This is a genomic window from Blautia sp. AM29-29 (genome assembly GCF_003480555.1).
GTDB classification, from domain to species: domain Bacteria; phylum Bacillota; class Clostridia; order Lachnospirales; family Lachnospiraceae; genus Fusicatenibacter; species Fusicatenibacter saccharivorans.
In genome coordinates this window covers 27,624-49,431 of record NZ_QUJD01000015.1, presented here as the reverse complement: position 1 = coordinate 49,431, position 21,808 = coordinate 27,624, and the positions used below count along the sequence as shown (strand labels likewise).

The window sequence follows — 21,808 nt, the reverse complement described above, 5'->3', positions numbered from 1 at the left end:
CTTTGTGCAATTTCGACAAAAAGAGGTTTTAAAGTTTTACACGACTGACATGAAAGGTTTTTCAGATTTCAGAAACTACGGAAAAACAGAAAAAAGCAGGCAGTTCTCCGTACAATACGAAGAATGCCTGCTTTTGCCGTATTCTATTCGAAAGAAGCCATCAGTGGCTGATCAGATATTTCTCTACCGAAGTCACACAGTTCGCGCCGTCGGCGGCTGCAGTGATGATCTGACGGAGCTGCTTCGTGCGGACATCGCCTGCGGCGAACACGCCCGGCACGCTCGTCACACCGTCTTCGCCGGCTTTGATGTAGCCAGCCTCATCGGTTTCTACGATGCCTGCGATCAGTGCGGAGACCGGAACGATGCCGACGGCAATAAACACGCCGTCTACCGTGATCACACCGGCTTCCCCTGCCTTTTTGTTCGTTACCTTCACGCCGGACACCATCTCGTTTCCTTCGATGGAATCCACAACCGTATCCCACACCATTTCCACATTCGGCAGTGCCAGCAGTGCATCCTGGAGAACACCGGCTGCCCGCAGTTCATCGCGGCGGTGGATCACGTAAACCTTTTTGCACGTTCTGGCAAGGAAAATCGCATCCTCCACGGCGACATCGCCGCCGCCGATAACGGCAACGGTTTTGTCTTTGAAAAATGCGCCGTCACACGTTGCACAGTAAGAGACGCCCATGCCGGAGAGCTCCTTTTCACCAGGTACATTTAACGCGCGGTGCTCCGCACCGGTTGCAAGAATGACCGTTTTGGCATGATACTCATTTTTTCTCGTGCGGACAATCTTGATCTCTTCGTCAAGAACAAGCTCCTTCACACGCTCACGGGAAAATTCCGCGCCCATTTTTTCAGCGTGTGCGCGCAGCGTGCTTCCGAGATCCATGCCGCTGATGCCCGGAAGGCCGGGATAGTTGTCTACTTCATAGGTATTCAGCACCTGGCCGCCGCTTGCAAAGTTTGCCTCAATCGTAAGAGAGGAGAGCTTTGCGCGTTTCGCATAAATCGCGGCAGAAAGACCCGCCGGGCCGGAGCCGATGATGATAACGTCGTATAAGTTTTCCATAAAAATCCTCGTTTTCGTCTGTAGTAAGCTGCCATGCAGCCATTTTTCTGAAAGTATCGTTACGGAGCCGGTGTTTCGGACGGTTCCTGACTGTCGGAAACGGAAGATGAATCTTCCGCGGAAGTTTTTTTGGCTTCTTCTTCCGGCGCTTCCGGCTGGTTGTGAACCACCTTGATGCTGCGTACCAGCTTCAGATCGTTGTCGATGCCGATTTCAGTGTAGTCCAGCTTTTCGTCATCACTATAGAATGTGTAGAGTGTCAGGTTACTATCCTCTTTTTCCGTTTTTTCTGATTTGGCATCCCCTGCCTTCGCCAGAAAATCGCTCTCGGAAGTGCCGAGCGTGATGCCGTTTGTGATTGAAATCGGAATCTTTGTCGTATCGAGATCGCCGTACAGCGAAGTAACAAAACAGTTGCGTACTGTCGTCGCCTCCGCGCCGTAATTATGTACGGTGCAGTAAAGCTTCTGACCGCCCTTTTCCAGCGTGACGTAGCCGTATTTTCCGTTTAAAACGGCCGTATCGGACTCTTTCGTATTGACGGTCCAGTCGTGGTCCAGAAGTTCACTGACCGGAACGGGAAGATGATAGAGTACATCGTCAAAGCGGACGGTCCAGTCGTTGATTTTACTGCTGTCGGCTTCCGGTGCCTGGTAGGCCTCCACTTCCGGTGTTGTGGCATCGCTGACACCATCGAGCGCTTCTGCATCAGCCGTGGTCGTAAAGTTCTGCATATCGAGGGAATACAGAATTCCCGTTTCGTTATCGAAGCCGAGCGTGATCGTCTGGTACAGCCCGTATTCATACGTGAACTGCACAGAGGTATCGGCCTCATAACGGTCCTTTGGCGCACCGTAGATGCTTTCCACATCCTCCATCAGCGACTGCTGCAGGGTGACGCCGTTCGGCAGGCCGACATAGATATTCTGACCCTCAGCGGTCGAGGTATCGATGTGAATGCCTCCGATCAGGCATTCCGCCACTGGCTTTGCCGTGGTGTCCGGATTGGCAATATCGACGGTAATCTGGTTTCCGTCCTTTTCAAAGCTTTCGCCCTCTGAGAAGGATTCCGGCTGGATTTCCTTTGTGTCGTCGCCGCTGTAGACCCAGCCAAGCGCTGTAAAATCCGCGTAGGATTCCGGAACTTCGTATGTATCGCCCCAGATGGCAAGCTGAAAACTGTTCAGGTTCTTCGAGAGATCCACATCGTATTCCGGAATCTCATCGGAATCGCCGGAGGCCGCCAGATTGTCTTTGGGGTCGTCATCGTCGGTACTCTGACTGATGGTTGTGATCGGAATCGTTTCTGTTTTCTTTCCGCAGCCGCTCGTTCCCACGAGGAAAGCGGCAAATACTGCTGTTAAAACCCAACGGTATTTTTTCATCAAAACCTCCTCATAATAAATGGTTAAAAATATTTGAGAGTTACTTCATGTAAGTAACGATATCAGTTCCCCCTATTCTATCACATTCCGCTTCGTTTTCCAATGTCTGAAGCGGATTTGAGAAAAATGGTTTTTCAAAAGCGCGGTACGGAATACATATTTAGTAAGGAACTGGAAAGGGCAGAAGTCTGGGAGGAGGCTGTGTATGCGTTTTACAAAAATGCAGGGCTGCGGAAATGATTATATCTATGTAAATGCCATGGAGGAGCGGGTGGAGAGTCCGGGACGGCTGGCAAAAGCGGTAAGTGACCGCCATTTCGGCATCGGCGCGGACGGGCTGATTCTGATCGGGGCATCCAAAACAGCAGATTTTTCGATGGAAATGTACAACGCCGACGGCTCGAAGGGCGCGATGTGCGGCAACGGCATCCGCTGTGTGGGAAAATACGTGTACGAGCATGGGCTGACGAGAAAAACGACGCTGACTATCGAAACCGGCAGCGGAAACCGTGTGATTCATCTGCAGACGGGGGAGAATCCGAATAAGATCTGTCAGGTGACAGTGGAGATGGGAACGCCGGAATTCCGCGCCGCACAGATCCCCGTTGTTTCTCTGGGGGAATATGTGCTGGAGCATAAAATTACCGTGTGCGGGGAAAATTATACGATGACCTGCCTTTCGATGGGAAATCCGCATGCGGTGATTCCGGTGGAAGATGTGGAAAAAATATCCATTGCAAAGACCGGTTCCGCTTTTGAACACCTTTCCTGCTTCCCGGACCGTATCAATACAGAGTTTATCCAGACTTTAGATCAACACACAATAAAAATGAGAGTCTGGGAACGTGGGAGCGGTGAAACGCTGTCCTGCGGAACGGGAGCGTGTGCGGCAGCCGTCGCGGCGATGCTTTCCGGCTGTGTTTCGGAGGGAGAAACTGCCGTAGAACTGCGCGGCGGCAGGCTTTTCGTTACATGGGACCGGACGAAAAATAAGGTCCTTCTGACCGGCCCGGCCGAGACCGTTTTTGAAGGAACGCTTGCAGAACGAATTTGAAAAATGCAGATTTCTGTCTGCACGAAAGAGCAGTATGCAATATTCTGAAAATAAAAACTTACAGGAAATGCCTTTTCTTTTCAAAAGAAACATGCTACAATATGTGGTGCCCGCTACAAGAAAAGGGTGGGGGACACACAAGATATAGTGTTTGAATTGGAGGACACCACAATGGTTTATATTATCAAAAAGGACGGCACCAAAGAAGAATTCGACGCGCAGAAGATCGTCCGTGCCGTAAATAAATCCGCACAGAGAATCCTGTATACCTTCTCACAGCAGGAGATTGACTTTATCTGTAAGTTCGCAACCGAGCACGTATATTCCCTTGGAAAGACCGAAATTCCGATCAGCGATATGCACAATATCGTGGAGGGAGCACTCGAAAAAGTAAACCCGGCTGTGGCAAAAAGCTACCGCGATTACCGCAATTACAAAACTGATTTTATCCATATGATGGACGAGGTCTACACGAAGAGCCAGTCCATCCGCTACATCGGCGACAAGAGCAATGCCAACACCGACAGCGCCCTCGTTGCAACGAAGCGAAGCCTGATTTTCAACGAGCTGAACAAAGAGCTGTACCGCAAGTTCTTCATGAACCGCAACGAGCTGCAGGCCTGTAAGGACGGTTACATCTACATCCACGACCAGTCCGCACGTCTCGATACCATGAACTGCTGTCTGTTCGATGTCGGAAACGTTTTAAAAGGCGGTTTCGAGATGGGAAATGTCTGGTACAACGAGCCGAAGACACTCGACACCGCATTTGATGTCATGGGCGATATCGTCCTCAGCACCGCTGCACAGCAGTACGGCGGCTTTACCGTGCCGGAGGTGGACAAGATCCTTGCTCCGTACGCACAGAAGAGCTACGATTACTACGTAAAAGAGTTCCTGAAATATACCGACGCATCCTGGGAGGGTGCACAGGAGAAAGCCATCGAGTATGCGATCGACAAAGTAAGAAGAGAGTGCGATCAGGGATGGCAGGGAATTGAGTATAAACTGAACACTGTTGGATCTTCCCGCGGTGATTATCCGTTCGTTACCGTGACCCTCGGCCTTGGAACGAGCATGTTCGAGAAGATGATTTCCATCTCCCTTCTTGAGGTCCACAAAAACGGACAGGGCAAGAAAGGCCACAAAAAGCCGGTGCTCTTCCCGAAAATCGTCTTCTTATATGACAAGGCAATTCACGGAGAGGGCGGCATCGCAGAAGATGTCTTTGAGGCAGGACTTGACTGTTCCTCTAAAACCATGTATCCGGACTGGCTGTCGATGAGCGGCGAGGGCTACATCGCCGAGATGTACAAGAAATACAAGAGAGTCATCAGCCCGATGGGATGCCGTGCTTTCCTTAGCCCGTGGTACGAGCGCGGAGGCATGGAGCCGGCAGATGAGAACGACAAACCGGTCTTTGTCGGACGTTTCAACATCGGAGCCGTTTCCCTTCATCTTCCGATGATCCTGGCAAAATCCCGTTCCGAGAACCGCGATTTCCACGAAGTGCTTGATTTCTACCTCGAGATGATCCGCGATCTGCACAAACGGACCTACGATTACCTCGGCGAGATGCGTGCATCCACGAACCCGCTGGCTTACTGTGAGGGAGGTTTCTACGGCGGCCACTTAAAACCGTCCGACAAGATCCGCCCGCTGTTAAAGCCGATGACCGCATCGTTCGGTATCACGGCGCTGAACGAGCTGCAGGAGCTGTACAACGGAAAATCTCTTGTTGAGGACGGACAGTTCGCACTTGACACGCTGAAATATATCAACGACAAGGTTGCCGAGTTTAAGAAAGAGGACGGCATCCTCTATGCGATCTACGGCACACCGGCAGAATCCCTGTGCGGCCTGCAGATAGAGCAGTTCCGCAAACAGTACGGCATCGTCCGCAACGTTTCGGACCGCCCGTATGTGAGCAACAGTTTCCACTGCCACGTAACCGAGGACATTACCCCGATCCAGAAACAGGATCTCGAGGGACGTTTCTGGGAGCTCTGCAACGGCGGAAAAATCCAGTACGTGCGCTATCCGGTCGGCTACAACAAAGGCGCGATCAAGACACTGATCGAGCGTGCGATGGAGCTTGGCTACTACGAGGGCGTCAACCTGTCCCTGGCTTACTGCGATGACTGCGGCCACCAGGAACTCGACATGGATGTCTGCCCGGTCTGCGGTTCCAAGAACCTGACAAAGATCGACCGTATGAACGGCTATCTTTCCTACAGCCGTGTCCATGGCGACACACGTCTGAATGAAGCAAAGATGGCGGAAATTGCAGAGAGAAAATCGATGTAAAATCATTGCGATATTTGTAATACGATAAAAGAACGAAATCCCCTGCGGGAAATCCATTCGGTTTGGATTTTCCGCAGGGGATTTTATAGTTCGGCAATTATTCTTCGATATCGCGGGTGATGTTGCGTACCCAGACGTATTTTTTATAATGAAGATAAACCGCAGGCAGTTTCACGATCTCATCGAGGTTTACGATACAGTAGACAACCATGACCGGCAGCTTCAGCCAGAACGCGGCGAGGAAACCAAGCGGTACGGAAAAGCACCACATCGCGCCGATATTTCCCTGCATATCGAATTTCGCATCGCCGCCGGCACAGAAGATGCCGTCGAGAACGGTGGTGTTGACCGACTGTGCCATCAAGTTCAGACCGCAGAAGAGAAGCATGTACTGCAGATATTCTGCCGCGGTATCGGTAAGCGGAGCGAAGTGGACGATTGCAGGAGAGATCAACATCAGAAGACCGCCGGTCACAACGCCGATGGCAATTGCAAGATGCGTCAGGCGGCCGCCGTATTCGCGTGCTTTCTCGAGTTCATCTGCACCGAGCAGGTTTCCGATCAGAACACCGGCACCGCCGCTCACACCGCGGATCAGGCAGGAGAGGAGGCTCTTTGCAATCGAGGTAATCGAGTTTGCTGCAACAGCATCGCTTCCCATGTGGCCCATGATAACGGAGTACAGAACGTAGGCAATTCCCCAGACGAGGGAGGCCGCAAGCACGGGAAGCGTGTAGCGCCAGAAGTCTTCTGAAAGTATTTTCCCTGCGGAAGAGAAGAGGCGGTTCCAGAGAATCCGTACACGCTCCGGTTTCTTTGTCTCGAGATAAGCCCAGATCAGTTCCACAACGCGGGCAGCTACCGTTGCATAAGCTGCTCCGCGGATCCCAAGTGCCGGAGCACCGCAAAGACCGTAGATGAGGATGGCATTTAAAATGATGTTCAGTACAACCGCAGTGGAACTGATGCGGGAGCTGACTGCTGCATGACCGGTGTTTTTCAGCAGGATCAGATAGACCTGCGAAATACCGCAGAGTACGTAGGAGAGTGCAACAGCGCGTAAATACTGGCTTCCGCTTGCAACCAGGGCCGCATCATTTGTAAAGATGCGCATCAGCATTTCGGGACAGAAACCGGCAAGGATGGTAAACAGGCCGGAGAACAGCAGGTTGGTGCGAAGTGCGATCGGAATCACTTTTTCGATCGAAGCGGCATCCTGTTTCCCCCAGTACTGCGCTGCCATAATACCGGCGCCCGCCGCGATGCCTGAGATAAAAAGGCTCAAAACAAACTGCACCTGTCCGGCCAGTGAAACAGCAGACAACGAAGTCTGATCAATCCAGCCCAGCATGATCGCATCCGTTGCGCTGACGAGAGCCAGCATAAAATTCTGGATCGCAATCGGAAGGACGAGGAGTTTTAGTTTCTGGTAAAATTCATCCTTAAAATTCATTCGTGTTTTCATAAAAATTCCCCCAAAGTATAAATAGTAGTTTTTGCTGTATTATAGCGGAAAGGAAATGGGAAAACAATGGCTAAAACAAGCTATTTTCTGGTCATTTTTGACATTCCCTGTATAATATAGAAGAAAAAGAACTTTTCCGGTGCCCGTGTCCGGTACGCCGGAAAGCGGAGAAGAAGTTTGATCAGAAAATCAGGTTTCCTTCAGCAGAAACTCCAGGATTTCTGCTATCAGAATAAATATGCCGGCAGCGGCTGTCTTTATAAAATCCAGAAATCCATGCAGGAGCTGGAGAAGCTTTTGAAAAAGAAAGATAAGAAACGGAAGTAGGTTCGGCTGCCATTGGAGCCGTCATCGAAACAAACGGAAATATACGAAAAAATTGTGAAATTTAATAGAATTATAAGACCTGTTTTCGCTGTTTTTAACAAAAGTAAAGAAACAGTGAAAAAAAGGTTGCTTTTTTCGGCAGAATCCTTTATAATCTTATTTGTGTTCAGCGAGTGGATCATCCAATGAAACACAGAAAAACAAAAGTAAGCGCCTTTAGCTCAGTTGGTAGAGCAGTAGACTCTTAATCTATTTGTCCAGGGTTCGAGTCCCTGAAGGCGCATCGAAAGCACTGTTTTTGCAGACCTGAGAGCTGCGGGGACGGTGTTTTTCTTGTTTTACAAGCAAAATACCAAAAGTCTGTGTATCAACTTTTTTACATTGCGATAGAAACAGAGAAAAACCGGCAGCGGAGCGGTCTTACTTTTCAAGAGACCGTTCTGCTGCCGGTTTGTATTTTGGATGGGAATCAAATCATTTGCGAAAGCATTCCGCTACAGAAACCGTGCCTCCATCTTACAGATCGGGTTTCCAATTGAGGAAAACTTCTCCTCATATTCCGTCATTACATTTCCTTCTGAGAGAACCACATCGTGGTGCAGATCGTATGTGAATGCAGTGAGTTCCCATCCCTCTGCATTTTTCATCTCTTCAAGAGAGAAGTCAAACAGATCTTTATTATCGGTTTTGAATTCCAGTGTTCCGTCCTTCTTTAAAATCTTCTCGTACCGTGCAAGAAACTCATGTGACGTCAGTCTCCGCTTCGCATGGCGGTCCTTCGGCCACGGATCGGAGAAGTTGAGGTAAATGCGGTCTACCTCGCCCTCAGCAAACACTTCCGGAAGCTGGCGTGCATCCATGCGGATGAAAAACAGGTTTTTGATTTCCGTCTCCAGTTTTTCCCGTTTCTGTACTGCGCGGAGCAGCACGCTGTCGTACATTTCAATGCCGACGTAGTTGATTTCCGGATGCAGAACCGCCATATCCATCAAAAAGCGGCCCTTTCCCATACCGACCTCAATATGAATCGGATTTTCATTTCCAAAAATTTCAGCCCACCGTCCCCGGCAGCTCTCCGGCTCCTGCACAACGAACGGACAGGAAGCAATCACATCTTTTGATCCTCTGATATTTCTAAGGCGCATATGCGTAAAATTCCTTTCTTAAGTGATAAATATTAGAATAAAAGCCAATCATATCCAGTATATCATAGCTCCCGAAAAAGCAAAACAGAAAAATCCCGTTTTCAAATTTTCGAAGTTTTCAAAATACTATATACAATATCAACCTGCACATAGCATTTCTTATCAGCAATATGACAATCGGATTGGAACCATATCGAAATCATATGAGGGACCATCTTTTGGCTATTGAGATTGGAAGAAAAAATATGACCCATTGTCTATTTTTAATCAAAAAGTCGATCGAAATCCCACTTTTTTTTACGATTTCAATATGTCAACTTTGGAAAAAAAGGTGTAGAATACTAACAGCAAAGATGCGGGGAGTTTTCCTCGTCTTTGTTGTCTTTTAAATAAATAAGGAGGGAAAGCGATGCTATGGAATCTGTAATTAACAAACTTGCAGAGATCGAAACGGCTGCTACTAAGATTATGCAGGCTGCCGAGAATCAGAAGAAGCTCCAGGACGAGCAGCAGGAAGAGCGGATTGCAAAATTCGATGCAGATCTGGAAGCGGAAACGGCAAAGCGGATTGAAGAGATCACAACAAAACTTCATTCTACTACAGATGCGGATCAGAAAAAGCAGCGGGACTCTGCCGCCGAACTTCTATCTTCACTGGACGCTTATTACGAACAGAATCACGGAACACTGTCCACGCAGATTTACGAAAACATTATAAGGAAGTGAAACGATGAGCGGTCTATTATCCTACAGCGGCCTTACCACAAAGATAAGAGCCATGCAGAGCCATCTTTTAAACGACCAGAATTTTCGGGAAATCGTGGAACTGGAGAGTGTACCGCAGGCAGTTTCTTACCTCAAGCAGCATAAAGGCTATGAGGATCTGTTTGAGGGCTACAACGAAGCTGACCTTCACCGAGGTCAGATCGAGAAAATGCTGCGCCTGACGGTATACCGGGATTTTTCCAAGCTGTACCGTTTTGCAAATGTGGAGCAGAGAAAGTTCCTTGCGCTCTACTTTAAACGATACGAAGTGTCCGTTATCAAAGAATGCCTGAACACGGTATTTGATCACCGTGATGTGGTATTGAACCTGTCCATATTCGACGAGTTCTTTAACAAGCATTCCCAGCTGGACATCAATCTTCTGGCGTCCTCCAGGACGATCGAAGAACTGATTGCGAACCTGAAAGGGACAGAATATTATGCCCCGTTGTCGCAGCTCGCGGATATCGAGCGTCCGACCCTGTTCGACTATGAGATGACCCTGGATCTGTATTACTTTGCACAGATGTGGAAAGACAGATCAAAAGTAGTGACAAAGCGGGATCTGGAAGAGCTGACCGCTGCATGGGGAAGCAAGTTTGACATGCTGAACCTTCAGTGGATCTACCGTTCCAAACGCTATTATCACATGACCAGCGCACAAATCTACGCCCTGCTGATTCCGGTTCATCACCGGCTGAAAAAGGATGTGGTAAAGGCACTGGTAGAAGCCGAGAATATGAGTGCATTTTCCCAGCTGCTGGAACAAACCTATTATGCGAAACGGTATGATTCCTTCAAAGTCGATACGCTGGAATCCATGTATGCAGCCATTATGAAGCACATACTTTCCAGTGAATCCAGACAGGATCCTTATTCCGTTGCCACCATATACTCATACCTCTATCACAAAGAGCACGAGGTAAACCGGCTTATTATTGCACTCGAGTGCGTACGTTACCGTATCAGCGCTGACGAGGCAATGCAGCATATCGCAAAAACTTAATACACGGGGAGGTGTACTCATTGATTGTCAAGATGAAATTTTTGAGCATCACCGGGCCGAAAGCCGACATTGACCGTGTGGTCAACACTTATCTCTCAAAATATGAGATACATCTGGAAAACGCTCTGACGGAGCTGTCTACGATGCAGAATATCACACCGTATATCCAGATCAACCCATACAAAGAGACCTTAAAACAGGCGGAAGATTTTACAGCACTTCTGCCGGAAGACAAGCGTACCACCACGAAAAGACTTTCCCTGGAAGATGCCATCAACTGTGTCCATGGTTTGGATCACACCCTTGGCCAGTTGAACCAGGAGCGTACAGAACTGGAAGCAAAAAAGAAAGACTTGATGGAAAAAGCACAGAAAATCGAGCCGTTCCAGGATCTGCACTGCAATCTTTCCTCCATTCTGGATTTCCACTTTATCAAATTCAGATTCGGAAAGATCACAAAAGAGTATTACAACAAGTTTGAGAGCTACTGCTATGAGAACAGCGATACGGTATTCTACCGCTGCCATTCCGATGAGCAGTATGTATGGGGCATTTACTTCTGCCCGAGAGATCAGGTCACGAAAGTGGACGCCGTATTCTCATCCCTGCACTTCGAAAGAATCTACGTTCCGGACGAGTACAGCGGAACGCCGGAGGATGCTTACGCAGCACTTCAGGCAGAAATCAAAAAGACAGACGATGCACTCAGCGAGTGCTCACGGAAACTGGCAAAATGCCTTTCGGATTCCGCAGAGGATCTGGTTGCAGCAAAAGAGCAGTTAGAGCAGCTCTCCGGCAACTTTGATGTCCGTCGCCTGGCAGCCTGCACAAAATCCAAGAAGGAAACCTTCTATATTCTGTGCGGCTGGATGTCGGAAAAAGATGCCGCTTCCTTCCAGAAGGACATCGAAAACGACACAAATCTCTTCTGCTTCATCGAGGATGATGCAAACAACGTTCTGCGTCAGCCGCCGACAAAGCTGAAAAACCCGAAAATCTTCCGTCCGTTTGAGATGTACGTGAAGATGTACGGACTGCCAAATTACAATGAAATTGACCCTACGATTATCGTAGGACTCACCTATGCCTTTATTTTCGGAATCATGTTTGCCGATGTAGGACAGGGATTGTGTCTGCTGATTGGCGGCGCACTGCTGTACCACTACAAGAAGATGGATCTGGCAGCGATCATGAGTACCTGCGCGGTATTCTCTGTGATCTTCGGATTCTTGTTCGGCAGCTTCTTCGGATTTGAGAATGTCATACCGGCCCTCTGGCTGCATCCGAAGGAAGCGATGACAACGCTTCCGTTCATCGGTTCGATGAACACCGTATTTGTCGCAGCGGTTGCATTTGGTATGTTCATGATTCTGACAGGAATGGTTCTGCATATGATTAATGCAGCAAGAAACCATAAGCTCGGCGAGCTTCTGTTCAGCCAGAACTCCCTGGCAGGCTTCATTTTCTACGGAGCCCTTGCCGTTACACTCGTTCTCCTGTTCAGCGGCCATAAAGCTCCGGCTGTCGGCGTGATGGTAGTCATGTTCGGTATTCCGCTTCTTGCGATCTTCTTAAAAGAGCCACTGGAGCGTATGGTAGAGAAGAAGGGCAATGCATTTCCGGATACCGGAAAGGGAATGTTCTTTGTACAGGCATTCTTCGAACTCTTCGATGTACTTTTGAGCTACTTCTCCAACACAATTTCCTTTGTCCGTGTCGGCGCATATGCAGTCAGCCATGCGGCTATGATGGAGGTTGTCCTGATGCTCGGCGGAGCAACAGGCGGCGGCAGCATCAGCTGGCCGGTTATTGTTCTCGGAAATGTCTTCGTTGCCTGCCTTGAGGCACTGCTGGTAGCGATCCAGGTACTGCGTCTGGAGTATTACGAGATGTTCAGCCGGTTCTATGAAGGAGACGGAAAACCGTTTGTTCCGTTTTTGAAAAAAGGCGAGAAATAAAAGAGGATTCAGAGCCATGCAAAATGGAAGCGAATATGGCGGGAAGCTGTATCGGGAAAAAGTGAAAATGGCTCCGGATCGCAGCAAAGAGTAAATTTAATGAATTAACTTCAGGAGGAAAACTATTATGAACTCAGCATTTGTACAGGTACTTACTGCAATCGCAATGGTATTAACCATCGTTGTTCCTATGACTTATTACTTCAAAGGTGAGCACAACAAAAATCGTTACAAAAAATCTCTGGCAGCCAATGTAAGCGGCTTCTTCGGCCTTCTGCTGATCGCAACCGTTGTTTCCTTCGCAGGCGCAACAACTGCATCTGCTGCAACAGAAGCAGGCGCTGGTCTTGCAACCGGTCTTGGTTACATCGGTGCAGCTCTTGTTACAGGTCTTTCCGGTATTGGTTCCGGTATCGCCGTTGCATCTTCCGCAAGCGCAGCTCTTGGAGCAATCAGCGAAGACGGCAGCATCTTTGGTAAATCCATGATCTTCGTAGCTATGGCCGAAGGTATCGCTCTGTATGGTCTGATCATCTCCTTCATGATTCTTGGTAAACTTTGATTCCAAAACCGGAAGGTATTGATCTTCACCTTAAGTTGGAGGAATCATAAATGAAAATGTTCTTGATCAGTGATAACGTAGACACTCAGACGGGCATGCGCCTGGCCGGAGTGGAAGGCGTTGTCGTTCATGAGCGCGAGGAGCTTTATGATACACTGCAGAAAACACTGGCAGACAAAGAGATCGGAATTATTCTCCTTACAGAAAAGTTCGGGAAGGAATTCCCGGACATTCTGGAGGATGTCCGCCTCAACCATAAGCTTCCGCTGCTCATTGAAATTCCGGACCGTCACGGTACCGGAAGAGCGCCGGACTTTATCACTTCCTTTGTAAATGAATCTATTGGATTAAAACTGTAAGAATGCCCTGGAGGTGACACACATTGACTACTGAGGAAAAACTTCAGAATTTTTATAATCATTCCCTGGACAGTGCAAACCGTGAAGCAGAACGTGTGATCGGCGATCACCAGAAAGCTCTGGATAAGATCTTCGAGGAGCATAAAGCAACCGCAAGACGTCAGGCAGAAGAAGAAGTTGCTGCCGAGACCGAGAAAGCAAAACGTGATGTCAACAAGACACTGTCAGCGGATCAGCTTCATATCAGACGGAAGCTGTCCCGTAAAAATCTGGAATTAAAAGAAAAACTGTTTAAAGAAGTTCGTGAAAAACTTACCGCTTATAAAAAGGATCCATCCTATGAGGAGTATCTGGAGCGCAAAATCCGCGAAGCCGTTACATTTGCCGGAAACGACAAACTGACCTTATATCTGGATCCGTCAGACGAAGCTCATAAGGCTTCCCTGGAGCAGAAACTCTCCGTAACCCTTACCATTTCGGCCATGCCGTTCCTTGGCGGCGTGCGCGCGGTCATTCCGGAGAAAAATATTCTGATCGATAATTCCTTCGAGACCCTTCTGAACGAAGAGCGGGAGAATTTCATCTTTCACGGAGGTGTAGAGCATGAATAAAACCGGAGTTATCTATGGAATCAACGGTCCGGTCGTATATCTGAAAGGAAACACCGGATTTAAAATGTCCGAGATGGTTTACGTTGGTAAAGAACGTCTGGTCGGCGAGGTTATTGCCCTGACAAAGGATACCACTACAGTACAGGTTTTCGAGGAAACCACAGGACTGAAACCAGGCGAAACAGTTACCGCATCCGGAGATGCCCTCTCTGTTACACTGGGACCTGGAATCCTGAACAACATTTTTGACGGTATTGAGCGTCCGCTGTCCGAGATTGCAAAGCAGTCCGGTAAATACATCAGCCGCGGTCTTACCGTAGATTCTCTGGATACAGAGAAAAAATGGGATGTCCATGTAACTGTTTCGGAAGGCGAAGAGCTGATGGGCGGCGCAATCATTGCAGAGACACAGGAGACCCGTTCCATCGTACACAAATCGATGGTTCCGCCGGATGTCAACGGCACGGTTATCTGGGCTGCCAAAGACGGAAAGTACACCATCCTTGACCCGATTGTAAAACTGAAACTGGAAGACGGCACCGAAAAAGAGATCACACTGGCACAGAAATGGCCGATCCGTGTACCGCGTCCAACCCTGAAAAGATATCCGGCATCCGTTCCGCTGATCACAGGACAGCGTATCCTGGATACGATGTTCCCGATCGCAAAAGGCGGCACAGCAGCCATCCCTGGCGGATTCGGTACCGGAAAAACCATGACCCAGCACCAGATCGCAAAATGGTCTGATGCCGATATCATCATCTATATCGGATGTGGAGAGCGTGGAAACGAGATGACACAGGTTCTGGAGGAGTTCCAGGAACTGATCGACCCGAAGAGCGGCAACCCGCTGATGGACCGTACCACCCTGATCGCCAACACATCCAACATGCCTGTTGCAGCCCGTGAGGCATCTCTGTATTCCGGACTGACACTGGCTGAGTATTACCGCGATATGGGCTATGATGTAGCAATCATGGCAGACTCCACATCCCGTTGGGCAGAGGCACTCCGTGAGCTGTCCGGCCGTCTGGAGGAAATGCCTGCCGAGGAAGGTTTCCCGGCATATCTGGCATCCCGTCTGTCCGCTTTCTATGAGCGTGCCGGCATGATGCAGACCCTTTGCGGCGCAGAGGGAAGCGTATCCATCATCGGAGCCGTATCTCCGCAGGGTGGTGACTTCTCCGAGCCTGTTACCATGAACACCAAACGTTTCGTCCGCTGCTTCTGGGGACTGGACAAATCTCTGGCTTACGCCCGTCATTTCCCGGCGATCCACTGGCTGACCAGCTACAGTGAATACCTGCAGGATCTGTCGCCGTGGTACAAAGATCACGTAAACAAAAACTTTGTAGATATGCGGAACCAGTTAATGGGAATCCTGAACTCTGAGAGCTCCCTGATGGAAATTGTAAAACTGATCGGTAGCGATGTTCTTCCGGATGACCAGAAGCTGACCCTGGAAATCGCCAGAGTTATTCGACTGGGCTTCCTGCAGCAGAACGCATTCCATCCGGATGACACCTGCGTATCTCTGGAAAAACAGTACAAGATGATGGAAGTTATTCTTTATCTGTACAAGAAATCCAAAGCGCTTGTGACGATGGGCATGCCAATGTCCGTACTGAAAGAGGACAAGATCTTCGACCGCGTCGTTTCTATTAAATACGATGTACCGAATGACCGTCTGGATCTGTTTGACACATACAAAAAAGATATCGACACCTTCTACGATAAGGTACTCGAGAAGAATGGTTAAGGAGGGAATTCATCATGGCAATTGAATATTTAGGCCTTAGTGAGGTCAATGGCCCTCTGGTTGTTCTGGAAGGTGTAAAAAATGCTTCCTACGAGGAAATCGTAGAATTTACCGTAGACGGCAATGAGAAAAAACTGGGACGTATCGTTGCTGTATACGAAGATAAAGCCGTTATTCAGGTATTTGAGGGAACTTCGAGCATGTCTCTTACCAATACCCATACCCGTCTGACCGGACATCCTATGGAGATCGGACTTTCCGAGGAAATTCTGGGACGTACCTTCGACGGTATCGGAAAACCGATCGACCGCATGGGACCGATTGATGCTGAAGTAAAAAGAAACGTCAACGGCCTGCCGCTGAACCCGGTTACCCGTAAATACCCAAGAAACTATATCCATACCGGTATCTCTGCAATTGATGGTCTGACCACCCTGATTCGTGGCCAGAAGCTGCCGATCTTCTCCGGAAACGGACTTCCGCACGACCAGCTGGCAGCACAGATTGTACAGCAGGCATCCCTTGGAGATTCTGATGAGAAGTTTGCAATCGTATTTGCCGCTATGGGTGTTAAATACGACGTAGCAGAGTTCTTCCGCCGGACCTTCGAGGAGAGCGGTGTATCGGATCACGTTGTTATGTTCCTGAACCTGGCAAATGACCCGGTTGTAGAGCGTCTGATCACCCCGAAGGTAGCACTGACAGCTGCCGAGTACCTTGCATTCGAGAAAGGCATGCATATCCTGGTTATCCTGACCGATATCACATCCTTCTGCGAGGCTATGCGTGAGGTTTCCTCCTCCCGTGGAGAGATTCCTTCCCGTAAAGGTTATCCTGGATACCTGTACAGTGAGCTGGCTACGCTGTATGAGCGCGCCGGAATCGTACAGGGCGTAGAGGGATCCGTAACACAGATTCCGATCCTGACCATGCCAAACGATGATATCACGCACCCGATCCCTGACCTGACCGGTTACATCACCGAGGGTCAGATCGTACTGGACCGTCAGCTTCACGGCCAGTCTATTTACCCGCCAATCAGCGTACTGCCGAGCCTGTCCCGTCTGATGAAGGATGGTATCGGTGAGGGCTACACAAGAGCCGATCATCAGGACGTAGCAAACCAGCTGTTCTCCTGCTATGCAAAGGTAGGAGATGCGCGTTCCCTGGCATCCGTTATCGGTGAGGATGAGCTTTCTCCGATCGATAAACAGTACCTGGTATTCGGTAATGAATTCGAGCATGAATTCATCGGCCAGGGAATGGATGAAAACCGTTCCATGGAAGATACGCTGAACAAGGCATGGGAGCTTCTTGGACTGCTTCCGAGAGAAGAGCTCGACCGTGTCAACACCAAGGTTCTGGATCAGTATTATCATCCGACCACCATTGATGCAGTAGCAAAAGCAAAGGCAGAAGCCGATGCCATGAATGAGTAAGCGAGAGGAGTGAGATCGGAATGGACCCGAATACCTTTCCTACCAAGGGAAACCTGATTCTTGCAAAGAACTCTCTGAAACTTGCCCACATGGGTTACGAGCTGATGGACAAGAAGCGGAATATTCTGATCCGCGAGCTCATGGGCCTGATCGATGAGGCAAAGGATATTCAGCGTCAGATTGATGTGACGTTCCGCGAAGCATATGCGGCGCTGCAGATTGCTAACATGGAGATCGGTATCACCAACGTACAGACCGTGTCCTATACCGTTCCGGTGGAGGAATCCATCCGGATCAAGACAAGGAGTATCATGGGCGTGGAAATTCCGCTGGTAGAGGCTGATACGTCCGGACAGGCCCCGACGTATGCTTACTACAGCACGAAGGAGTCCCTGGATCAGGCAAGACAGGCCTTTGAAAAAGTAAAAGACCTGACCTTAAACCTTTCCATGATAGAGAACTCGGCGTACCGCCTTGCTGCGGCAATCAAGAAAACACAGAAGCGTGCCAACGCGCTGAAGAACATCACGATTCCGCATTACACCCAGCTGTCCAAGGATATCGCGGACGCACTGGAGGAGAAGGAGCGCGAGGAGTTCACACGACTGAAGGTCATCAAACAGAGAAAGAACAAGGCAAGCTGATAAGGCTTTCCCGGAATAGAGATGAAAAACCCGCTTGGGCCGCGAAGAGATTTGCGGTGCCGGGCGGGTTTTTATGTGTCATGCAAAAAATATGTTTTTGGCTGTACTTTTTGTGCAAAAATTTTATAAAAATTTTCTATCTTTTTAAAACGGTCTTTGCTATAATACGTAAGGCGATTGTAAAAAAAGTTAAGATTTTGTAAGCTGTAATGCTTTTTGGAGGCAGGAAGATGAAACACAAGAAACAGAAAAAAACGAAAAAAGCAGGGCGCATTCTGCTGGCTGTGTTTGCAGTGTTGATCGGAACGCTTGGCGTGCTGCTGTTTACGTCCGAGCGCTGGATGCGGAAAACATGGCCGAATCTGAGCATGGAAGAGCTTGTTTACCAGTTAAAGGCCCCGATTGCCGGAACCAGCCATGATCTTCTGATGAGTTATGTCTGCTCAAGTGCGCTGATCGCAGCGGCAGCACTCATCCTTCTGATTCTGGTCAGCATTTTTCTTCGGGAAAAACGCAAAGCCCATGTGGCGTTCGGGATGATCTGTATCGCGGCAGGAGCCGCCAGCATCGTCTATTCCATCAATGACGTGTGGGCAGCACTGGACGTAAAAGATTATCTGAAAAATCAGAGCACGTACAATACCGTGGTAGAAGACAACTACGTAGATCCGGACCGCGTGAATATCACGTTCCCGGAACAGAAACGAAATCTGATCTATCTCTATCTGGAATCCATGGAGAGCACCTACGCAGACAAAGCCTCCGGCGGAGCATTCGATAAAAACTATATCCCGGAGCTGACCCAGCTTGCCGCAGACAACATCAGCTTTTCCAACACGGAGCTGCTTGGCGGCGGCCAGCCTACCGTAAACGCAACCTGGACCATTGCCGGAATTTTCGCACAGACCTCCGGTCTGCCTCTCAGCATCGGAATCCAGCGAAATGAGATGGCATATCAGACCAGCTTCTTCCCGGAAATCAATACCCTGGGTGATGTCCTGGCGGATGAAGGCTACAAGCAGTATTTCTTCATCGGTTCAATCGGACAGTTCGGCGGCCGGGAAGAGTACTTTAAAGAGCACGGTGACTACGAAGTAGACGATTACAGCTGGGCTATGGAAAAAGGCCTGATCCCGGAAGGATATTACGAATGGTGGGGCTATGAGGATGAAAAACTCTTTTCCTTTGCCAAAGACCGCCTGACCGAAATCGCAGCAGAGGGAGAGCCGTTCAACTTCACCATGCTGACCGCAGACACCCATTTTGAGGATGGATATCCGTGTGAGCTCTGCGATGAAGAAAACGACGGTGACAACCAGTACGGAATGGTTCTGCACTGCTCCAGCAAGCAGGTCACCGAGTTCGTTTCCTGGATTCAGCAGCAGGATTTCTACGAGAACACAACGATCGTAATTTCTGGCGACCATCTGACGATGGATTCCGATTTCTGTGAGAACATTGATCCGGACTACACCAGAACCGTATACAACGTGATCATCAACTCTCCGATCCAGCCGCAGCAGGAGAAAAACAGAAGTTTCACCACCATGGACATGTTCCCGACCACGCTTGCCAGCCTCGGCGCCACCATCGAGGGCGACCGCCTCGGCCTTGGAACCAACCTGTTCTCCGGCGAGCAGACACTTGCTGAGAAGCTGACCTTTGACCAGTTCAATGATGACCTCTCCCAGAAATCCAAATTCTTCGAGAAAATGGAAGAGCAGGTAACCTCCATCTGGACCAAAACCGATGAGGGCTGGAAGTTCTACATCGAAGACGAAGACCGCTGGGCCAAAGGCGAATGGGTATCCCTGAACCCGCACCGCTATGCGAATGACACCGAGCAGAGATACTACATCGATGCAAACGGCTATGCTGTCAAGGGATGGAAGCTGATCGACGGAAAGTGGTACTACTTCTCCGTCAAGGGAAGCTACCGCCTCCTTGAAGGACCTTGCGACGAACCGTTTGATGTGGATGAGTCGCAGTATTCTTAAAAAATAGAACATATAAAAACACCGGCTTCCCGGAGACAGATAAAAATCTGTTTCCGGAGAAGGCCGGTGTTTTTTGTTAATTCAGAGAGAGACTACAAAAGAGTGATGTATGATTCGATTATCTTGCCTGGAAACGGTCATAAACGGTTTGCACAATTTCTACTGCACGATCAACATTCATCTGCTTCAGCTGAGCGATAAAATCATCATATTCATCCATAGAAATAACACCTGTGATAAACTGAGATGTTTTTTCGTTTACAATTGTCGTAACATCAGTCATGATTTTGCTGTATTCTTTGTTTTCGTCTGAAGAAATACCCATAGCACTGACATCAGGCAGACAGTTTTCGGTGCCAGCTTCTGCCCAGATATCATAGGAAACAAGATCTTTTTCCGGAACGGCGGCAAGCTCACGTTTCCAGTCCTGCAGGCAGACACGGGAAGGTGGCATAGTGAAATAAGCCATTGCCTGTGCAAAAGTATAATCTTCGTTGGCAGTTACTTTGGAGGTGAAAACTGGAGTTCCGTCTTCCTGATATTCAAAAGTATCGCCCTCGGTACCATAGTTGGCTAAAAGAGCACCTTCCTCGCTGAAGAGATAATCCAGCCATTTTACACAGAGCTCGGCATTTGGAGAATCTGCGGAAACTGTGATGCACGGACCGAGCAGATAATACATATTTAATTTTACAGTATCTTCAGCATTTACTTTCGGGGCAGGAACAGGAACGTACTCGGCATTTGGATCTGAGTTTGCACCTTCGTATGCTGCGATTAATGTGTAAATAGAGCAAAATGCACCGGTTTTTCCTGTGGTAACCATTGCATTGTCCGGAAGGACTGCGTTTGTAGACATAAAGTCAGGATCAATTAATCCCTCACTGTACCAGCGATGCATCATTTCAACATAATCTTTCCAGCCGCTTTCAATCGGTCCGTATTTAACAACGCCGTTTTCCTGATAGAAAGTATTGGAAACTCCATAACCGGCATTTAAGGCATTGGCAAATACATCATATCCAGTATAAGAAAGCGTCAGCGGAGCAGTTGCACCTTCCTGGTCTTTAAAAGCAGTAAGCATGGTTTCCCAGTCATCGTAGGTGACCGGAGTATCCATACCGAGGTCATCGAGCCAGTCTTTGCGGACATACATGCCGGCATATGGTCCCTGCTGTTCTGACATGATCTGATAGATACCGACCATACGTCCGTCATTGGTATAAGCACTGCGCTTCAGATTTTCATCTTCTTCTCCGGCCTTTTCGAGAGCAGCCATATAATGAGGAGCATACTTCTGGATGAGATCTGTCAGGTCCATATAATAGCCATCGTCTACAGCGGCATCAAGACCGTCAGGATAAACATAGGAAGGGCCACTGTTTTTGATCATATCCGGCAGTTCGCCGCCTGCGATCATAAGATTGTAAGCAGATGCTTCGTCTCCAATGGCGGGATGCTGAAATTCAATATGTACATTCGTTTTTTCTTCCAGCTTTTGAAAAAATTCTGTATCACCGAGAGAATCTACAATACTTGCAGCATTGGCATCCATAGGAGTCCAGAGAGTTAATGTTGTTTTCTCATCCACTAATGGAAGAGAAACTTCAGTATCTGCAGCAGAAGTGTCAGAACTTACAGAAGAAGCTGCAGAAGAAGTATTAGAAGAAGCAGAGGTGGAACTGCCGGAAGAAGTGCTGCCGTTAGCACCGCATCCTGCCAGAAGAACAACGCTCTGTAATAAGGCGCCCATGCGTATAGCCTGTCGTATTCTTTTTTTCATACTTGAAATCTCCTTTTCTTTTGATTTTCGTTCTAATGTTCGTGCACGTTACCTGTATTATAAGAGAAAGGTGGGAAAAAAGAAAAGAACCAGTTTTTGCGTCAGGTGCAGTTTGCCGTCAGAATCAGAATTGCCAGAATGTGTTTTGATTGCCGTTTTGC

18 protein-coding genes and 1 tRNA gene are annotated in these 21,808 nt (G+C 48.7%); 14 read left to right on the top strand and 5 right to left on the bottom strand.

Features of this window, described 5'->3' with window-relative positions; genetic code table 11:
* Positions 1-160: 160 nt before the first annotated feature.
* On the bottom strand, positions 161-1,081 hold the full coding sequence (gene trxB, locus DW769_RS11565) for a thioredoxin-disulfide reductase (protein ID WP_117510103.1): 921 nt from the start codon (positions 1,079-1,081) through the stop codon (positions 161-163).
* 59 nt (positions 1,082-1,140) lie between these two features.
* Entirely contained in the window at positions 1,141-2,466 is a 1,326-nt protein-coding gene (locus DW769_RS11560; protein ID WP_117801548.1) for a hypothetical protein, read from the bottom strand.
* A 205-nt stretch (positions 2,467-2,671) separates the two neighbouring features.
* On the opposite strand from DW769_RS11560, the gene dapF reads away from it, so the two are divergent.
* Together dapF and nrdD are read left to right on the top strand one after the other, a co-directional pair.
* Positions 2,672-3,520 carry a diaminopimelate epimerase gene (gene dapF / locus DW769_RS11555; protein WP_117805222.1) on the top strand — a complete coding sequence of 283 codons (849 nt, stop codon included), beginning with the start codon at positions 2,672-2,674 and terminating at the stop codon, positions 3,518-3,520.
* A gap of 171 nt (positions 3,521-3,691) precedes the next feature.
* Positions 3,692-5,827 (top strand): anaerobic ribonucleoside-triphosphate reductase, encoded by a 2,136-nt coding sequence (gene nrdD, locus DW769_RS11550; RefSeq protein WP_022461695.1) that lies wholly within the window; start codon positions 3,692-3,694, stop codon positions 5,825-5,827.
* Between the two features lie 97 nt (positions 5,828-5,924).
* Here nrdD and DW769_RS11545 read toward each other — a convergent pair whose 3' ends face one another.
* On the bottom strand, positions 5,925-7,292 hold the full coding sequence (locus DW769_RS11545; RefSeq protein WP_117510099.1) for an MATE family efflux transporter: 1,368 nt from the start codon (positions 7,290-7,292) through the stop codon (positions 5,925-5,927).
* A 177-nt stretch (positions 7,293-7,469) separates the two neighbouring features.
* On the opposite strand from DW769_RS11545, the gene DW769_RS16455 reads away from it, so the two are divergent.
* A complete protein-coding gene (locus tag DW769_RS16455) occupies positions 7,470-7,619 on the top strand; it encodes a hypothetical protein (protein WP_156327623.1) in 150 nt (49 codons plus the stop codon).
* 210 nt (positions 7,620-7,829) lie between these two features.
* Positions 7,830-7,902, top strand: a tRNA-Lys gene (locus tag DW769_RS11540).
* A gap of 211 nt (positions 7,903-8,113) precedes the next feature.
* Here DW769_RS11540 and trmB read toward each other — a convergent pair.
* On the bottom strand, positions 8,114-8,764 hold the full coding sequence (gene trmB / locus DW769_RS11535; protein WP_117801545.1) for a tRNA (guanosine(46)-N7)-methyltransferase TrmB: 651 nt from the start codon (positions 8,762-8,764) through the stop codon (positions 8,114-8,116).
* A gap of 414 nt (positions 8,765-9,178) precedes the next feature.
* Here trmB and DW769_RS11530 point away from each other — a divergent pair, with 414 nt between their 5' ends.
* From DW769_RS11530 to DW769_RS11485, 10 genes are all read left to right on the top strand, one after another.
* Complete coding sequence (locus DW769_RS11530; RefSeq protein WP_022461691.1) at positions 9,179-9,490, top strand: hypothetical protein; 312 nt, start codon at positions 9,179-9,181, stop codon at positions 9,488-9,490.
* Positions 9,491-9,494: 4 nt separating this feature from the next.
* Positions 9,495-10,535, top strand: a complete 1,041-nt coding sequence (locus tag DW769_RS11525) for a V0D/AC39 family V-type ATPase subunit (RefSeq protein ID WP_022461690.1) — start codon at positions 9,495-9,497, stop codon at positions 10,533-10,535.
* An 11-nt stretch (positions 10,536-10,546) separates the two neighbouring features.
* The gene (locus DW769_RS11520) at positions 10,547-12,493 is read left to right on the top strand and encodes a V-type ATP synthase subunit I (RefSeq protein ID WP_416388396.1); all 1,947 of its coding nucleotides are present in this window, start codon (positions 10,547-10,549) and stop codon (positions 12,491-12,493) included.
* Between the two features lie 127 nt (positions 12,494-12,620).
* Positions 12,621-13,055: an ATP synthase subunit C gene (locus DW769_RS11515; RefSeq protein ID WP_022461688.1), complete on the top strand. Its 435-nt coding sequence runs from the start codon at positions 12,621-12,623 to the stop codon at positions 13,053-13,055.
* A 50-nt stretch (positions 13,056-13,105) separates the two neighbouring features.
* A complete protein-coding gene (locus tag DW769_RS11510) occupies positions 13,106-13,414 on the top strand; it encodes a V-type ATP synthase subunit F (RefSeq protein WP_055220228.1) in 309 nt (102 codons plus the stop codon).
* 23 nt (positions 13,415-13,437) lie between these two features.
* Complete coding sequence (locus DW769_RS11505) at positions 13,438-14,025, top strand: V-type ATP synthase subunit E (protein ID WP_055220230.1); 588 nt, start codon at positions 13,438-13,440, stop codon at positions 14,023-14,025.
* Positions 14,018-15,784, top strand: coding sequence for a V-type ATP synthase subunit A (locus tag DW769_RS11500; RefSeq protein WP_022461685.1), 1,767 nt, complete (start codon positions 14,018-14,020; stop codon positions 15,782-15,784). Before DW769_RS11505 ends, DW769_RS11500 begins: the two co-directional genes overlap by 8 nt.
* A 14-nt stretch (positions 15,785-15,798) precedes the next feature.
* Entirely contained in the window at positions 15,799-17,223 is a 1,425-nt protein-coding gene (locus DW769_RS11495) for a V-type ATP synthase subunit B (protein ID WP_118595941.1), read from the top strand.
* Positions 17,224-17,243: 20 nt separating this feature from the next.
* Positions 17,244-17,867 (top strand): V-type ATP synthase subunit D, encoded by a 624-nt coding sequence (locus DW769_RS11490; RefSeq protein WP_117801544.1) that lies wholly within the window; start codon positions 17,244-17,246, stop codon positions 17,865-17,867.
* A 230-nt stretch (positions 17,868-18,097) separates the two neighbouring features.
* Complete coding sequence (locus DW769_RS11485; protein ID WP_118750398.1) at positions 18,098-19,864, top strand: sulfatase-like hydrolase/transferase; 1,767 nt, start codon at positions 18,098-18,100, stop codon at positions 19,862-19,864.
* 118 nt (positions 19,865-19,982) lie between these two features.
* Here the strand turns inward: DW769_RS11485 and DW769_RS11480 are convergent, their stop codons facing one another.
* Positions 19,983-21,647 carry an extracellular solute-binding protein gene (locus DW769_RS11480; RefSeq protein ID WP_055267699.1) on the bottom strand — a complete coding sequence of 555 codons (1,665 nt, stop codon included), beginning with the start codon at positions 21,645-21,647 and terminating at the stop codon, positions 19,983-19,985.
* Positions 21,648-21,808: the final 161 nt, after the last annotated feature.

Bases quoted from the DNA above. Each gene is read 5' to 3' on its own strand.
- trxB (WP_117510103.1), bottom strand. From the start codon at position 1,081: ATGGAAAACTTATACGACGTTATCATCATCGGCTCCGGCCCGGCGGGT.
- DW769_RS11560 (WP_117801548.1), bottom strand. From the start codon at position 2,466: ATGAAAAAATACCGTTGGGTTTTAACAGCAGTATTTGCCGCTTTCCTC.
- dapF (WP_117805222.1), top strand. From the start codon at position 2,672: ATGCGTTTTACAAAAATGCAGGGCTGCGGAAATGATTATATCTATGTA.
- nrdD (WP_022461695.1), top strand. From the start codon at position 3,692: ATGGTTTATATTATCAAAAAGGACGGCACCAAAGAAGAATTCGACGCG.
- DW769_RS11545 (WP_117510099.1), bottom strand. From the start codon at position 7,292: ATGAAAACACGAATGAATTTTAAGGATGAATTTTACCAGAAACTAAAA.
- trmB (WP_117801545.1), bottom strand. From the start codon at position 8,764: ATGCGCCTTAGAAATATCAGAGGATCAAAAGATGTGATTGCTTCCTGT.
- DW769_RS11530 (WP_022461691.1), top strand. From the start codon at position 9,179: ATGGAATCTGTAATTAACAAACTTGCAGAGATCGAAACGGCTGCTACT.
- DW769_RS11525 (WP_022461690.1), top strand. From the start codon at position 9,495: ATGAGCGGTCTATTATCCTACAGCGGCCTTACCACAAAGATAAGAGCC.
- DW769_RS11515 (WP_022461688.1), top strand. From the start codon at position 12,621: ATGAACTCAGCATTTGTACAGGTACTTACTGCAATCGCAATGGTATTA.
- DW769_RS11510 (WP_055220228.1), top strand. From the start codon at position 13,106: ATGAAAATGTTCTTGATCAGTGATAACGTAGACACTCAGACGGGCATG.
- DW769_RS11500 (WP_022461685.1), top strand. From the start codon at position 14,018: ATGAATAAAACCGGAGTTATCTATGGAATCAACGGTCCGGTCGTATAT.
- DW769_RS11495 (WP_118595941.1), top strand. From the start codon at position 15,799: ATGGCAATTGAATATTTAGGCCTTAGTGAGGTCAATGGCCCTCTGGTT.
- DW769_RS11490 (WP_117801544.1), top strand. From the start codon at position 17,244: ATGGACCCGAATACCTTTCCTACCAAGGGAAACCTGATTCTTGCAAAG.
- DW769_RS11485 (WP_118750398.1), top strand. From the start codon at position 18,098: ATGAAACACAAGAAACAGAAAAAAACGAAAAAAGCAGGGCGCATTCTG.
- DW769_RS11480 (WP_055267699.1), bottom strand. From the start codon at position 21,647: ATGAAAAAAAGAATACGACAGGCTATACGCATGGGCGCCTTATTACAG.